Annotated in this window: 10 protein-coding genes and 1 pseudogene; 5 read left to right on the top strand and 6 right to left on the bottom strand. The window is 60.9% G+C overall.

Annotated features, from left to right (window positions below):
* Positions 1 to 4 precede the first annotated feature (4 nt).
* Complete coding sequence (locus NLM32_RS03405) at positions 5 to 3,385, bottom strand: helicase-related protein (RefSeq protein ID WP_254127872.1); 3,381 nt, start codon at positions 3,383 to 3,385, stop codon at positions 5 to 7.
* A gap of 762 nt (positions 3,386 to 4,147) precedes the next feature.
* Positions 4,148 to 4,957, bottom strand: coding sequence for a DUF3108 domain-containing protein (locus NLM32_RS03400; RefSeq protein ID WP_254135196.1), 810 nt, complete (start codon positions 4,955 to 4,957; stop codon positions 4,148 to 4,150).
* Between the two features lie 536 nt (positions 4,958 to 5,493).
* Between NLM32_RS03400 and rpmB the strand changes: the two genes are divergently transcribed.
* Both rpmB and NLM32_RS03390 read left to right on the top strand, forming a co-directional pair.
* Positions 5,494 to 5,799, top strand: a complete 306-nt coding sequence (gene rpmB, locus NLM32_RS03395) for a 50S ribosomal protein L28 (RefSeq protein WP_254127871.1) — start codon at positions 5,494 to 5,496, stop codon at positions 5,797 to 5,799.
* A 121-nt stretch (positions 5,800 to 5,920) separates the two neighbouring features.
* A complete protein-coding gene (locus NLM32_RS03390) occupies positions 5,921 to 6,400 on the top strand; it encodes a very short patch repair endonuclease (RefSeq protein ID WP_309144828.1) in 480 nt (159 codons plus the stop codon).
* Between the two features lie 7 nt (positions 6,401 to 6,407).
* On the opposite strand, the gene NLM32_RS03385 is transcribed toward NLM32_RS03390, so the two are convergent.
* The 3 genes from NLM32_RS03385 to NLM32_RS03375 are packed head-to-tail and all read right to left on the bottom strand — an operon-like array spanning position 6,408 to position 10,913.
* Complete coding sequence (locus tag NLM32_RS03385; protein WP_254127870.1) at positions 6,408 to 7,319, bottom strand: response regulator; 912 nt, start codon at positions 7,317 to 7,319, stop codon at positions 6,408 to 6,410.
* Complete coding sequence (locus NLM32_RS03380; protein ID WP_256568204.1) at positions 7,316 to 9,667, bottom strand: ATP-binding protein; 2,352 nt, start codon at positions 9,665 to 9,667, stop codon at positions 7,316 to 7,318. The genes NLM32_RS03385 and NLM32_RS03380 overlap by 4 nt, the downstream gene beginning before the upstream one ends.
* On the bottom strand, positions 9,660 to 10,913 hold the full coding sequence (locus tag NLM32_RS03375; RefSeq protein ID WP_254127868.1) for a DNA cytosine methyltransferase: 1,254 nt from the start codon (positions 10,911 to 10,913) through the stop codon (positions 9,660 to 9,662). The genes NLM32_RS03380 and NLM32_RS03375 overlap by 8 nt, the downstream gene beginning before the upstream one ends.
* A gap of 303 nt (positions 10,914 to 11,216) precedes the next feature.
* Here NLM32_RS03375 and NLM32_RS03370 point away from each other — a divergent pair.
* From NLM32_RS03370 to ftsZ, 3 genes and pseudogenes are all read left to right on the top strand, one after another.
* A pseudogene (locus tag NLM32_RS03370) lies at positions 11,217 to 11,346 on the top strand (DUF2235 domain-containing protein); the annotation flags it as partial.
* 171 nt (positions 11,347 to 11,517) lie between these two features.
* Positions 11,518 to 12,132 carry a hypothetical protein gene (locus NLM32_RS03365; RefSeq protein ID WP_254127867.1) on the top strand — a complete coding sequence of 205 codons (615 nt, stop codon included), beginning with the start codon at positions 11,518 to 11,520 and terminating at the stop codon, positions 12,130 to 12,132.
* A gap of 52 nt (positions 12,133 to 12,184) precedes the next feature.
* The gene (ftsZ, locus tag NLM32_RS03360) at positions 12,185 to 13,441 is read left to right on the top strand and encodes a cell division protein FtsZ (RefSeq protein ID WP_254127866.1); all 1,257 of its coding nucleotides are present in this window, start codon (positions 12,185 to 12,187) and stop codon (positions 13,439 to 13,441) included.
* Positions 13,442 to 13,776: 335 nt separating this feature from the next.
* On the opposite strand, the gene NLM32_RS03355 is transcribed toward ftsZ, so the two are convergent.
* Positions 13,777 to 14,472 (bottom strand): hypothetical protein, encoded by a 696-nt coding sequence (locus NLM32_RS03355; RefSeq protein WP_254127865.1) that lies wholly within the window; start codon positions 14,470 to 14,472, stop codon positions 13,777 to 13,779.
* Positions 14,473 to 14,514: the final 42 nt, after the last annotated feature.

Here is a 14,514-nt window from a genome sequence, read left to right as displayed (position 1 = left end):
GGGATCACTCCTTGCGACCGGAAAGCTGTTCTTTCAGCGCGGCGAGCTTTGCGAAGGGCGAGTTCGGGTCGGCCGGACGATCGCGCTCGCGCGGGTTCGCGCTCGAGGCGTACGGCCGCAGCGACGGACCACCCTGGCGGTCGCGGCCCTTGTCGCGGTCGCGGCCACGGTTGTCGCGGCCCTTGTCACGATCGCCGCCGAACTTCTTGTTGTCGCGGTTGCGATCGCGATCCTTGTTGTCGCGGTCCTTGCCCTCGAAGCGGCGATTCCGATCGCCGTCCTGGCGCGGTGCGCTCTCGGCACCACCTTCGCGCGGCTTGCGGAAATCCCTGCCACCGTCCCTGCGATGACCGCCATGACGATGACGCTCGTTACGCTTCTCTCCGTCGGCGGCTTGGGCTGCTTCACCTTCGGCGGGCGGGCTGCTTGCTTCAGCACCGGCCTGCGGACGGTTGTTGTTGTGACGCTGATGGCGATGGCGCTCGTGGCGCGGCTTGCGATCGTCGTGTCGGCCGCCGGGACGCCAGACTTCGACGAGTTCGGGCTCAGTGGGCGTCGCCGCAGCTTCCGCAGGCGCCGCAGCGTCGGGAGATGCAGCGGCTTCCGTTGCGGCGATCTCGGCCGGAGCGGCTTCAGCGGCAGCCTCGGCGGGCGCAGCGACTTCTTCCGCCGGCGGCGCGATGCCGGGGGCATCTTCGGGCGTGACGGGCGCGTCAGGCGAGGCTTCGAGCGCCGGCTCTTCGTGTGCCGGCTCGTCGTGCTGCTCCATGCCGGGCGCGTCTTCGACGGTGACGGCTTCGATCGCGGCATCCGCGGGCGCAGCCGCCTCCTCGGTCGCGGGCACCTCGGCAGACGCTTCAGCCGCCGGTGTCTCCGCAGCAGCGGGCGCAGCCGGCTTCGGCGGCAGCGGCGCACGCTTCTCCATGCGATAGCCGAGCGCGCGCAGCACCGAGGCAAAGTCTTCGCCGGCGGAGCCGGTGAGCGAGGTCATCGCCTGCGTGACGACGAAACCGCGGCCGTCGAACGCGCCGGCGGGCTTTTCGCCGGGCGCGTTGTCGCGCCAGGCCAGCGCCGGGCGGATCAGGTCGGCGAGGCGCTCCAGGATGTCGACGCGGACGGCGCGCTCGCCGGCCTGCTTGTAGCCGAGCACGCGATAGGCATCGCGCGGCAGCTGCTTGTCGACCGGGAACGAGGTGCGGCCCGACGATGCGAGATGCTGAGCGCCCGACAGTGCCGAGAGATCGACATTGTCCTGCTTCAGCGCCCACAACAGCGCGGCCAGCGCACGCGCGGCGGGCTTCAGGATGCCGGGGAAATAGATGTGATAGGCGCCGAAGCGGACGCCGTATTTGCGCAAGGTCGCGCGCGAGGGCTGGTCGAGATCCTTCAGCTCGTTGGCGATCTTGGGACGCTCGAGCACGCCGAGCGCCTCGACGAGCTGGTAGGCGATGCCGCGGGCAATGCCGGTGACGTCCTCGGCCTTCGACAGCTCGAACATCGGCCCGAGCAGCTTTTCGATGTGCGTCTTGAGCCAGAGGTCGAGCCGCGCCTGCACCTTCTCACGGGGCGCACCGGTCAAACGCTCATCCGAGATGATGCGGATGCGCGGATGCAGCGCCTCCTCTGCCGCGGTCAGGCGCGCCACGGCATCGCCGGTCCAGCGGATGGTGCCGTCCGAGGTCAGCACGAACTGGTCGTCCGGCGCGTTGCCCAACCTTTCGGCGCGCGTATTGATCTCGCCGGCGAGTACCGCTTGCGCGGCAGCCTGCAAGGCTTTCGCATCGGAGCCGGCTTCCGCCGCATCCGGTGCAAAGGTGAAGCCATCGAGGCGGCCGATGACATGGCCTTCGACGATGACTTCGCCGGTCTTGCCGATTTCCGTATTCAAGCTCGTGTTCTCCCGCAGGCGGCGCATCAATACACTGGTCCGGCGATCAACGAAACGCTCAGTCAAGCGTTCATGGAGCGCATCCGATAATTTATTTTCGACCTCGCGGGCGATCCCCTGCCAGCGTTCGGGGTCTCGCAGCCAGTCCGGCCGGTTGGCGACGAAGGTCCAGGTGCGAATCTGAGCGATCCGGGCCGACAGCGTGTCGATATCACCATCGACGCGGTCGGCCTGGTCGACCTGGGCCGCAAACCAGGAATCGGGGATGCAGCCCTTCTGCATCAGGAAGCCGTACAGCGTCGTCACCAGCTCGGCATGGGCCGCCGGCGACAGTTTTCGGTAGTCCGGGACCTGGCAGGCCTCCCACAGCCGCTCCACGGCGGCCTTGCCATGCGCGATATCGCGCACCTCGACGTCGCGGGCTGCATGGTCGAGCACGCGCATGTCTTCGGCGATGGGGGCGCGGGTCAGCGTGTCGTGGCCCGGGGCCAGGTTCAGCGAGACCTGGAGCGCGCCGAGGGAGGAGAAATCGAGCTTCGAGTTGCGCCATTGCAGCATCTTCACGGGGTCGAAGATGTGGTTCTGGAGCGCGTTCACGAGCTCGGGCTCGAACGGGCCGCAGCGGCCCGTGGTGCCGAAAGTGCCGTTGCGCGTGGCGCGGCCGGCGCGGCCGGCGATCTGCGCGAACTCGGCCGGCGTCAGGCGGCGGAACTGGTAGCCGTCGAACTTGCGGTCGGAGGCGAAGGCGACGTGGTCGACGTCGAGATTGAGGCCCATGCCGACGGCGTCGGTGGCGACGAGATAGTCGACGTCGCCGTTCTGGAACATCTCCACCTGCGCATTGCGCGTGCGTGGGCTGAGCGAGCCCAGCACAACGGCCGCGCCGCCATGCTGGCGCTTGATCAGCTCGGCGATGGCGTAGACCTCGTCGGCCGAGAACGCGACGATCGCCGTCCGGCGCGGCTGGCGCGTGATCTTGCGGTCGCCGGCGAATTCGAGCTGCGACAGCCTGGGACGGGTGATCATGGAGACGCCCGGCAGCAGCCGCTCGATGATCGGGCGCATGGTGGCGGCGCCCAGCAGCAGCGTCTCGTCGCGGCCGCGGCGGTTGAGGATGCGGTCGGTGAAGACGTGGCCGCGCTCCAGATCGGAGGCGATCTGGATCTCGTCGACGGCGAGGAAGGAGACGTCCAAATCGCGCGGCATCGCCTCGACGGTCGAGACCCAGTAGCGCGGATTCTTCGGCTTGATCTTCTCCTCGCCCGTCACAAGCGCGACGGCCTCGGGGCCGACGCGCGCGACGATCTTGTTATAGACCTCGCGCGCGAGCAGCCGCAGCGGCAGGCCGATCAGCCCTGAGGAATGCGCGAGCATCCGTTCGATGGCGAGATGGGTCTTGCCGGTGTTGGTCGGCCCGAGCACCGCAGTGACGCCGGCGCCAGGCACTCGATCGGAAGGCGCGCGCTCGGAGGCGAAGGGGGAAGAAGAAAAGGCCATGTCTGAATGATTAGGTAGTGGCGATTGGGGCGAATGTCAGTGCTGTTTGGGGCGGCGGGGTGAGAAGCGCCCGATCCGTCATCCTGAGGTGCGAGCCGCGCGGCGCGCAGCGCCGGGCGGGGAGCCTCGAAGGATGAACGGCCCGTGTACCGGCCGAGCGGCAGCAGCCGGGCCCGTCGCCCTTCGAGGCTCGCTGCGCGAGCACCTCAGGGTGACGGGACGTGATCCCCAAATCCCGCGCAACTGTCTCACTTTGCGACGCTTTTCCCTATCGCCTTTAAGCTTCGGAACGACTCTAGAACGAATCGCGGCCGAATCGCTGACTCCCCCTTGAGTCCTGTTACGTTCACGCAACATGTCGCGGGACTCTTGTTTCCGTCGCACTAGATGGAGTTTTGTGACGGCGCACAAGCGACGATTTGGTGACGGATTTCGTTAAGTTGGGGATGGCGCCGAGTCGAATCAGAATCGGGGAGGAGTCAAATGGATTCCCCGGATCGGCGGGGCCTCCAACGCATGTCGCGAAAACAACCCCATGCACAGTAGGTAAGTCGTTGAAGCGATGTACTTTCCTACCCTCCCCTGGAGGGGGAGGGTCGGCGCACGTTGAGCGAAGCGAAATGGGCGACGGGGTGGGGTGATCTCTCCGCACGGGGACTGCCCGAGTGGAGAGATCACCCCACCCCGCTCGCGCTCCCGCGCGATCGACCCACGAGCGAGCTACGCTCGTCTCGGACCCCTCCAGGGGAGGGTAAGAAAGGCCTACTGCGTCTTCGCGACCCTGGGCGGCTGGGCGGTGGTGATGAAGCTGGTCGCTTCCAGCATCGCCGGGCCGAGCGGCGTCGGCACTTTCAGCCAGAACGGGACCAGGACGCGGGTGCCGGCGACCGGCGCGAGCGCGATCTCGATGTTGCGCTGGGCGGCGAGGTATTTGATCACGGGGCGGTCGGGGATGTAGCCGGCCACGGGCACGAAATAGAGCGCGCAGACCACGACCGGGCCGTGATAGCCCTTCTCGGCCTTCACCGTCTCCATGCGCTTGAAATCAAGCTTCAGCTCGTAGCGCATGCGGCCGTCGAACACCGGCGCGCTGCCGTGGCAGGCGTCGGGCGAGAGCACCTCGCCGGTGCCGGGCACGCGCACCAGCGAGGCCGTCATCGGATCGAACACGCCGCGGCGATGCGCGTCGGTGACGATGATGCGATCAGGATCGACCGGCGGCTCCGGAATGATGCCGAACTCCTTCACATTGCCCTTGTCGAGGGTGATGTGGATCTCTTCGGTCTTTTTCGAGGTGGTGGTGGAAGCCTGGTAGGCCGACGCCACCAGCGCGCCATTGACGACACGCCCCTGCGCGGCGCCGGTGCCGGACCCGCCCGCGAACGACTTCAGAATGCCGGTGGTGCCGCCGGAGGCCGCCGCCGAGAACACGTCGTCCTGGATATCGATGTTCCAGGCGCCGCGGCCAACGGGAATGCCGGCCAGCGTGGCCTCATACTGCGCCTCGAGCTTGCCTTGCGCCGCTGCCGGCTCCGCCGCCCACGCCAGCACCAGCCCGCCGATAGCGGCCAAAGCCAGCCTGCCGGCTGACCGCAGCCGGGGCGGAAAGAGGGAGGGCGTGTGCACGAGACGATCCAATCGGGAAGCGAGTGGTTGTTACTTAAGCCTGTTACGGCCGCAAGCAATGCATCCGGGCCACAAGAGCCGGGAACTCACCGAAGTCTTTCGGCGGTGAATGTGCCCTTTATGTGATGGTAAGGCGCTTTAAACACTGCCGTTTTGGTGATCGGGGGATGTTCTTCTCCTTCTCCCCGCGCGCGGGGAGAAGGTCGGGATGAGGGGGGCTCTCCCCGGGGGAGGCGGAAGTCGGTGCGCTCAACCGGCCCCACCCCCGCGGAGACTCCCCCTCACCCGGAATCCGCGCTATTCGCGCGCATTCCGGCCTCTCCCCGCACACGGGGAGAGGCGAAAAGACCGCCCAAAACCTTGACGTCCCGCCCCTCACCCCCTATACGTCCGCCCGCTCCCTGCAAGGACACAGAATTAGCCCCCGTGGCGCCCAGAATGGCGGCCGCAATCGTTGGGGGGTCGAACCTGAGGATTTTGAGATGTCTCGCCGCTGCGAACTGACGGCCAAGGGCCCCCTCGTCGGCCACAAGGTCAGCCACTCCAACATCAAGACCAAGCGCCGCTTCCTGCCGAACCTGGTCAACGTGACCTTCATCAGCGAAGCCCTGGAGCGCAACGTGCGCCTGCGCGTCTCCACCAACGCGGTGAAGAGCGTCGACCACAATGGCGGCCTCGACGCCTTCCTGCTCAAGGCCAAGGCCGACGCCCTGTCGCCGCGCGCCCTCGAGCTGAAGCGCGCCATCCAGAAGAAGATCGGCGACGCGCCGGTCAAGAAGGCCAGCTAAGCAAGTTTTGAAATTGGGCGGGGGCTAAGTTGCGTCGCGTGGCGTAGGCTTAGCCGAGTAGAGTTTTGCGTTGCGGCCGGATCGGAAGATCCGGCCGTTTTTGTTCTAGACCCGACCATACATGGAATGGCTGAGCGGCCTAAACAGGTCAAACAACCAGCAGCACGACCGAGCAACGTCGATGGACTTTGTATCCAAAGAGAAACGCAGCGCGATCATGCGCGGCGTGAAGGGGCTCAACACGAGACCTGAGCGACTTGTGCGCTCATTGTTACACAAAAATGGATACCGCTTTCGCCTGCATGCGAAGAACCTCGCCGGCCGCCCCGATATCGTATTGCCGAAACACAAACTAGCAATCTTCGTGCACGGCTGCTTCTGGCATCAACACCGAGGTTGTCGCGACGGGCGACGCCCCACTTCGAATGTTGCCTTCTGGGATAGGAAATTCACTCTGAATGCATCACGCGATAAACGGAACTTAGCGGACCTTCGCAAGGAAGGTTGGCAGACGCTCACGATTTGGGAATGCGAAACGAGAGACCTCAAGCTTTTGACAAAAGCCATCCGGACTCATCTCCCATTGAAGCGCACTAGATGACGGCTCGCTAGGAGCCAGCCCCCTTGATCATCCCCACAAGATTTACCGTTTGCGCCCGGAGCTCTCGCCTAATGGCGATACACTTCTCTTCCGTATGATCCTTCTCAAGCTCTACTCGTGTGCGATGCCCGTAGTTGTTACGCATCTGCACTAAAGCCCTCGGATCGTCGAACAACCGAAAGAACACCTTCGACGCATCCTCCTCATGACGCTTTGCAAGTGTGAGCATCTTTTTCAGTATCTTCCAGCGTATCGACGTATCGTACGCGGCAGAGACGAAGGTGCTTTCCATCGACTTTTTAAAAGCCTCACGCTCTGCGGGCAGATCTTTCTGGGCCTTGGCAGCGGAGACGGCCCTCTCTCCTAACTTTTCATTGAAGTACGTTACGACCTTATCTTTCTCTTCATCAGACAACTTGGACCAGAGCCCATGGAATAGCTGCCCAAAACTTGCGTCTATCTCGCTAACGCCTTCCATCAGGAGGCCTCGCGTCCTCTTCGTCGTTTGCTCCTTTCGGAGCAAACTGGTCACAACATCTTCAATCTTCCGCCTTACACGGTCCCGCGAAGAGATATAAACGCCATCGAGGGCTGCCGCTGCAGCCTCCTGATGAAGACGTTCAGACCCTGCAGAAGAATAAAAAACAACCGGGAGGAAGATGTGATCGCTCGTCCTGATCGCGTCGATCAGCTGCCGACCGTTCATTCCATTCATCATGAAATCTACGACAATCAGGTCTAGCTCTGGGTTGGCAAGGCCGGCCTTAATCAATTCGTGCAGACCATCGTTGCCGCCCTCATAGGTCTGGATGCGAGCCTCTATCCCAACTTTCTCAAAGAACTCTCTTATGTCCGTTATGTCGTCGGCAACTGATTCTAGATCGTCATCAACCCAAATTATATCGTACTCGGTTTTCATGATACATCGAACTCGACCTTAACGGTCGCTCCCTGCCCTTCGTTATCTTTGATGGATATGCGCCCCTCAATATCCTCAACAATCTTCTGAGCATGCCGGAGCCCTATACCGGAACCAGAAGTTGTCGTAATTCCGCTGTGAAAAAGCTCCTCCGGCTTGTATTTCTCCGGCAATCCACGACCATTGTCTGAGAACGACAACGATACCTTGCTGCCCCGTTGGGCTACGACAACTTCAAGCAACTTCGCCCCGGCCTTTCCGGCATTGTCTATCAAGTTATCGACCAACATCGAGAGCTCAATCGGGCGAAAGGATCTTACCAGAGAAATCTGTTTCGGATTGGCAAACGTCACCTTGATATTCCAATCCAGGCTGACCTCATTAAAGCTCTCGATATACTCCTGAACAAATTGGACAAGATCTTCTTTGACCTTGTTCGTGGAGAGGTCAAATGAAGCCTTGGATGCAAACTTCGATACCTTACGAATCTTATCTATGTCGAATATCGATCGCTCGATCAAATCGAACAGCTGATCTTTCGTAAGCGAATCGGGATCGGCTCTGTATTTCCTGATTGCACGATCGAACGCTTTGAATACCTTTCCTGACAGAAGTCCGATCTGATGATGCATCTGCAGGATTCGCGTTTGATCTGCAGTACTCTCAAACTCCGCAAACAGCCGCCGCTTCTCCTCCACGGCGAGCTGATGCTTGGTCTCGGCTTGAGCTTTGTGAAGCGCCGTGTTGGCCTGCCCCAACTGTTGAACGCTCTCCCCCTTGACTGCCAGCTCCTTCGCCTGCCGCTTGATAAATCTTGAAAGGTCGCGCTTTTCGGACGGCGACAGGTTAGCGGCCGAGGTACCCTCAAACTTCTCCTGCAAATTTTGAACGAACTCGTCGTAAGAAGCCGTCGCGCTATGAGCAAGCCTAAGAACATAAGGGAGATTTATCTGAACATCGACCGTATGGCTACGGGGCGTCCTAACGCCAATCGTCGGAATCAACGTATCGAGGATTCTACGACGCTCGGTCTCATACTCAAATTTATCGGAATCTAGAAGTCGATCCTCGTCTACCGGCGTAGCAACTTCGTTTATGCGATCCCAATCTAAGCCCTCAACAACGAAGCGCTCTAGCTTCCGAAATATCTTGTGGAACAGGCCATAAAGCATCTCCTCATCGAATGAGGATTTTATGTTCTGCTCGTCACTTGTAAGTTCTAGAAAAGCAGCATTGTGGACGAGACCCTCTCGACTTGAGACAGGTTGGAACGTTCCCTCTCGATCAGCCACCTCGATATATCCAACCACATCGCGCGCAGAAAGAAATCGCCTTTGACCTTGAGCCTTACGTCGATCAAGCGAGAGCCAATCATTGGACTCGTTGCCATACGGAGGCACACGGAATCCATTCAGAAAGAAGAACACTGAACCAAAATCGACTGAGCGATAACCGGTCTGCCGCTTGAAGAACGCCTTAGCTGCTGTGTTGAGATAAAAGACCGTGATTTGCAAATCTCGTAGGTGTGCATAGGGATTGCGCTCTCGCAGAGCAAATACCTCATCACCATCATGCCGAAGCGATACTGATATCTCACGTCCGTTACCCGGGATTGAAGCGACGATAGACGTTGTTCTAAAATCCAACTTCTCAAATATCTTATTCTCGACATCTCCGTTGACGACCTCATCGCCAGGGAAGTCTGCCGAAGTCAGCGAGATCCTGAAATTACCATTGGGATCTATGGCAAAGCGTTCTAGCTCCTTTCGGAGATCGATGAGATGCTTCTTCTGCCATCGAGACCTTAGGCTACGGATAACAAGAACCGTGCCATGGGCAAATTTTGGTAGCCCGGTCTCAGCTGTAAACTCTCGGTCGTCTATATCGCGCACACGGCCCTTAATGGTCCCAATTTGGCGATCTCGATCGTCAACCTCAAATTTAGTCCAATCGATCTCTAGGCAATTGATGATGCCCCCGGATGTCTTGGTATAAAGATCCAAATTTCTGCCGAGACGATCACATGAAAATCGGCCGATACCCTTATTGCCTGCGAAGGCCTCACCATCCTTGCGAAGAGTGCCTTTCTTCTCTGAATAGGCAATATTTAGCCACTTGTAACGAATGTCATCAAACGTCATTCCATGGCCAAAGTCTTGAATGATCAATTTGGAATCGTCACCTTCCTCTGCAGCTTCCAGAAATTTGATAACAACTCGATTTGAGCCGGCATCTTTGCCGTTCTTGATCAACTCAATTATTGCGACATTGTCGTCATTGATCAGTCCTCGCCCAACGAGGTCCTTGAGACGGGCATGAGCTATGAAATTAACTGGCCTACTAGTCATGTTTCTCAGCTAGAGCTAGCAAGGAAGAGCCGATCGCTTCCGCCATGAGAGGCGGCACCGCATTGCCTACCTGCGTATATCGCGGACATTGATGGCGCCTTGCCTTCCCACCCGTGGTGTACTTACCTTTGAAATCGAACCAATCGGGAAACGACTGAAGACGCGCATTCTCACGCACGGTTAAAATCCTTGGTTCCGAATAGTGCAAAAGATCATCTGGCAACGTCGTGACCGTATGCGCAGGAAGATCAGGATGGAGCGCAGCAATACATTGCTTGCGCATCCCGTGGCGATCTCGGTAGTCCTGCGGCACCTTCTTCCCGCGCTGGCAATGCCTGAGGATGTGCTCGAACCTCGACGCGGTTTCGGCGCGGTGATTCGCTAGTCGTAAGCTGTTCGGTTGATAGTTGGGATCGAGACCATCTCTCAGCAATCTTTGATAGTTCGAGAGCTTCCCGGGACGCCGATAGTTTATCTGCAGAAATCCCTCGGTATCTGTCGAGGGGCCTGTCTCTTGTCGGTCAAGTTCAAGGTCGCCAATCGCTTGACGAGAACTCGTCGTACCGTTCCCTAAGCCTTTCGCTCCACGAAATGCGTGTAGCATCTGGGCTAAATCTTGGAAGGGAGTCGCATCGCACCAATTTAGGTCTCTGCGAATACCCACCATGATAAACCGCGGCCGCGGCTGTGGGACGCCGAAGTCCGAGGCCTTCACCATCGCCGTATGTACGTCGTATGGAACTTTAGCCCGCGACAGCCTTCGTACCACGCGTGCGGAATAAGGTTCGGCGGCGCCTTTGAAGGCAGCCTGAAAGCCTCTCACGTTCTCCAACAGCAAGAACTTTGGCTGAACGATCTGCACAATTCGAATGTATTCGTTTGTAAGCCGGTTGCGAGGATCATTTGGATTTCGAAGGCCTGCTGTAGAGAACCCCTGACAAGGTGGTCCACCCGCAATTAGATCGACAGTCCCTCTCAACGCGATCAGATCAGCTCGATGTTTGCGCAATAACTCGCTTGTGGTTTGAGCCTGACATCCAAGCCAATCTGGCCAGGCAAAAGCGAAACGCCCCCCTGGCTTGCAGAGGTTATGGCTTAATGTTGCGAATGCGTCGGAAGATTTTTCGATCGCGAAAAGTCCCTGCCATCCCGCCTGGAATAGTCCAAGCGAGAGCCCCCCGCAGCCCGCAAATAGGTCAATAAACGTTCTTGTCGGCACGAATGCGCTTGCCCCAAATTGTAGCATACAGAGCAATACTCGCGCCGTCTACTAGACGCTCACTAGATAAATCTGGGGTTGTGGCACCCAGCTCTCTGGAATTCTTGGTGGATGAGGGTACACGCACTGCGACAACTGGTGCACGCCACTCTTGAAGAGACCTCAGAAGGGACTATGCCGGCAAAAGCCTAAATGATCGCTGAAGCAATCGGCTTTGGGCCATGCGGAGGACAAGCCCGGTCCCCCTCCGCTATATACTCGCCCCGGTAGCATCACCCTGAGGCGCACCCCGTAAACCACGCGCACGAACCCGCACCCAAAAACCTCGTCATCCGCTGTGACACCACCGGCAACGAGATCGCGGAGAACATCTCCAACGTCCTGAAGCTCTCGCTGCCTGCGCAAGGCCGCCAAGACGCAGCCGCGACAGATGGTGCTCTCCGATCCCCGGGTCGGCTCTCCGAACCCCGGGTCGGCCTTCCGATCCCCCGGGGGTGGCACGGTGACGGCACCCGTAAACAGCATGGCGCGCGTGTTAACCATGCATTAACCAACGCAGCCTAGCCTGCTGCAATCGTCCAGCCATCATTAGCCCGAAATGCCTTCCCGGTTTGCTCCAGGAGAAGCGCCGATGTCTGTTGCGTTGTTGACGTATGCCGATCTGGGTGCCCGCCTCAATATCTCGCGCGAGGCCGCGCGGTCGCTGGCGCGACGTCGCCGCCTGCCGCGCTCGCGTTCTGATGACGGCAAGGCGCTGGTGAGGGTTGATTTCTCCGAGCTGCGGTACACGCCCCGCCCGCGAACGGGCCGCCGGGCAGATCCCATCGATCACTCCATGGCAAGGATCGAAGCGTTAGAGCCATTTCCGTTCCGACGGAGTCGGAACGGGGCTCTAGATTCTTATTCTGACGCGTTTTCCTTGCGCGAACCGGTATCCACTTCGCTGGAAAACGCTTCTGAGACCGAGGCATTCAAGGCGGAGATTGCGCGGCTCGAAGACGTCGCAACCGCCTACAGGGTGGTGTTCGAGCGCGAGCGTGAGCGCGCCGAGCGCCTCGCGGTCGAGCTGCAGCAGGCGGGCGCCGAGACGAAGGCAGCCAATGCGTGGGCGACACGACTGGAAGACGAAATGGCGGCGCTGCGGACCGATCGCCGCCCTGGCGGCTCGCTCGCGGAACGCGCCGCGCTTCGCTTGGGACATCTGGCCGCTTCAATCGTTCAGGCAGACCGTGCGGCCCGCAGGTAGCAATCGAAACTTTCTCTAATCCCCGGCTTGCCGGAGCAATCGCGAGAGAAGAATGACTGGCACCACCGATATCCATGAAATGAAGGCCCGCATCGTCGTGTTCGGCGTCGGCGGCGCCGGCGGCAATGCCGTGAACAACATGATCACGGCCGGGCTGCAGGGGGTCGAGTTCGTCGTCGCCAATACCGACGCGCAGGCGCTGGCCATGTCGAAGGCAAGCCGCCTCATCCAGCTCGGGACGAAGGTGACCGCGGGCCTCGGCGCAGGCTCGCAGCCGGAACTGGGACGCGCCGCAGCCGAAGAGGTGATCGATACGATTCGCGATCAATTGACCGGCGCGCACATGGTGTTCGTGACGGCCGGCATGGGCGGCGGCACCGGCACCGGTGCCGCCCCCATCGTCGCGAGGATCGCGCGCGAGCTCGGCATTCTCACCATCGGCGTGGTCACCAAGCCGTTCTACTTCGAGGGCCAGCGCCGCATGCGCTTCGCCGAAGCCGGCATCGAGGAGCTGCTGAAGGCGGTCGACACCCTCCTGATCATCCCGAACCAGAACCTGTTCCGGGTGGCCAGCGAGAAGACCACATTCGCCGATGCCTTCGCGCTTGCCGACCAGGTGCTCTATTCGGGCGTCGCCTGCATCAGCGACCTCATCGTCAAGGAAGGCCTGATCAATCTCGATTTTGCCGACGTCCTCTCCGTCATGAAGGAGAAGGGCAAGGCCATGATGGGACGGGGCGAGGCTTCGGGCGAGAAGCGCGTGCTCGCCGCCGCCGTGGCCGCGATCTCCAATCCGTTGATCGAGAATCCCTCGATCAAGCGCGCCAGCGGCCTCATCATCTCCATCACCGGCGGCAAGGATCTCATGCTGTACGAGGTCGACGAAGCCGCAACCCGCATTCGCGACGAGGCCGACCCGGATGCCAACATCATCGTCGGCGCGTCCTTTGACGATAGCCTCGAAGGCATCGTCCGCGTCTCGGTGGTGGCGACCGGCATAGACAATCTCGACGCGGAGCAGGCGCTGCCGGTGGAAACCGCCCTCGCCCAACTCGCCGGAAGGCTGCGCAATGACGGAAGGCGCATCGCCGATCGCATCGAGCGCAGCGCACCCCTTCCGCAAGGAGAAAGCCCGCCGCTCCGCCCGCAGCCGCATCATCCCGTGGGACCACCAGCAAGGCCCGGCCTGGACTATGCGCGCCACGCGGCGATACAGCCGCTCCATCCCTCCGGCCGCGCCCCCGCGCGCAATGCGCCCGACGAGGCCGTTCTCGATATCCCGGCTTTCCTGCGCCGCGCCGCCAACTGAGCAGTCGCCGGAGGAGGGATTACCCGGCTCCAATGCCGGACATGGACTGCCGCTAAGCGGCTCCAGAGCGCGATGAGATCAGGCGAGGCTGGTTTGCCTTGAAGAAGGTGCGCTCCCGCTTGCGCGGGACGGCTCCCGCATATGGCAATATGGACGGCCTGAGCGCGCGCCTCGTCCTTCGAGACGACCGCTTTGCGGTCTCCTCAGGATGAGTGAGGCTGAGCGGCATCGTCGCCTGTCGAAGTGCTGTCGCGCACTCCGTCCTCATCCTGAGGAGCCCGCCGAAGGCGGGCGTCTCGAAGGATGCGCCGCGACGAAGCCAGCGCGCCGATGCTTCACGCTGCCGTGCTGCGCGGGCTCTCTGCGGTTTCCGTCTTGTCCGCCTCCTTGTCACGGGACAGCCACGCCGGGAAGCGAAGCAGGCGCTCGTTGGTGTCTTTCGGCAGCTCGACGGGCGGCGCTTCGTTGGCCGAACTCGGCAGGTCCGGCACGGCCTGTCCTGCTCGCACCGCATCCGCGCGCTGATCCAGTTCGCGCAACAGGGGATCGAGCACGCTGTCGATCTCGCTCGCCACCGACACCAGGAAACTATTGAGCTCGCGCGCCTCGGGCACGACCGCCGTAGCCTGCTCGATCGCCTTGGAAAGACCGTCGACGACAGGTGCAAACGCGCCGGCGGCTTGCATGATTCGCGTCTTGATCGCTTCGATCTCGCCCAGGACGCGCTCGCGCTCCCGCTTTTTCTTCTCCTCCGAAAGACGGGCTTCGATTTCGGCGATCTGGGCCGTCAGGGTCGTGGCTTCGGATGCGAGTGCATCGCGTCTTACGCGCGCGCGATCGAGATCGCGGCTGAGATGGTCGACTAAGTCGTCCTTTCCGAACATGGCTTTGCTCCGTAGGACAGGTGTTTTGCCGAGTAGGACGGCCCTGGCGCGTACCGCCAGCCTCGCCACCGACCGGATGGCCGGATCGGCCGAAACGGGCATCAACTTCGGTCGCGTCAACTTCAGTCGCGTCACCTGGGCCGGCATGGTGAATCCCCCCATTGCCAACATTAGGCGACGGCATGGTTA

Origin of the sequence: Bradyrhizobium sp. CCGUVB14 (assembly GCF_024199935.1) — a bacterium.
Taxonomy (GTDB): Bacteria; Pseudomonadota; Alphaproteobacteria; order Rhizobiales; family Xanthobacteraceae; genus Bradyrhizobium.
This window is presented reverse-complemented; position numbering and strand designations above follow the sequence as displayed.

Bases quoted from the DNA above. Each gene is read 5' to 3' on its own strand.
- NLM32_RS03355 (WP_254127865.1), bottom strand. From the start codon at position 14,472: ATGCCGGCCCAGGTGACGCGACTGAAGTTGACGCGACCGAAGTTGATG.
- NLM32_RS03380 (WP_256568204.1), bottom strand. From the start codon at position 9,667: ATGACTAGTAGGCCAGTTAATTTCATAGCTCATGCCCGTCTCAAGGAC.
- NLM32_RS03385 (WP_254127870.1), bottom strand. From the start codon at position 7,319: ATGAAAACCGAGTACGATATAATTTGGGTTGATGACGATCTAGAATCA.
- NLM32_RS03405 (WP_254127872.1), bottom strand. From the start codon at position 3,385: ATGGCCTTTTCTTCTTCCCCCTTCGCCTCCGAGCGCGCGCCTTCCGAT.
- rpmB (WP_254127871.1), top strand. From the start codon at position 5,494: ATGTCTCGCCGCTGCGAACTGACGGCCAAGGGCCCCCTCGTCGGCCAC.
- ftsZ (WP_254127866.1), top strand. From the start codon at position 12,185: ATGACTGGCACCACCGATATCCATGAAATGAAGGCCCGCATCGTCGTG.
- NLM32_RS03375 (WP_254127868.1), bottom strand. From the start codon at position 10,913: ATGCTACAATTTGGGGCAAGCGCATTCGTGCCGACAAGAACGTTTATT.
- NLM32_RS03365 (WP_254127867.1), top strand. From the start codon at position 11,518: ATGTCTGTTGCGTTGTTGACGTATGCCGATCTGGGTGCCCGCCTCAAT.
- NLM32_RS03390 (WP_309144828.1), top strand. From the start codon at position 5,921: ATGGAATGGCTGAGCGGCCTAAACAGGTCAAACAACCAGCAGCACGAC.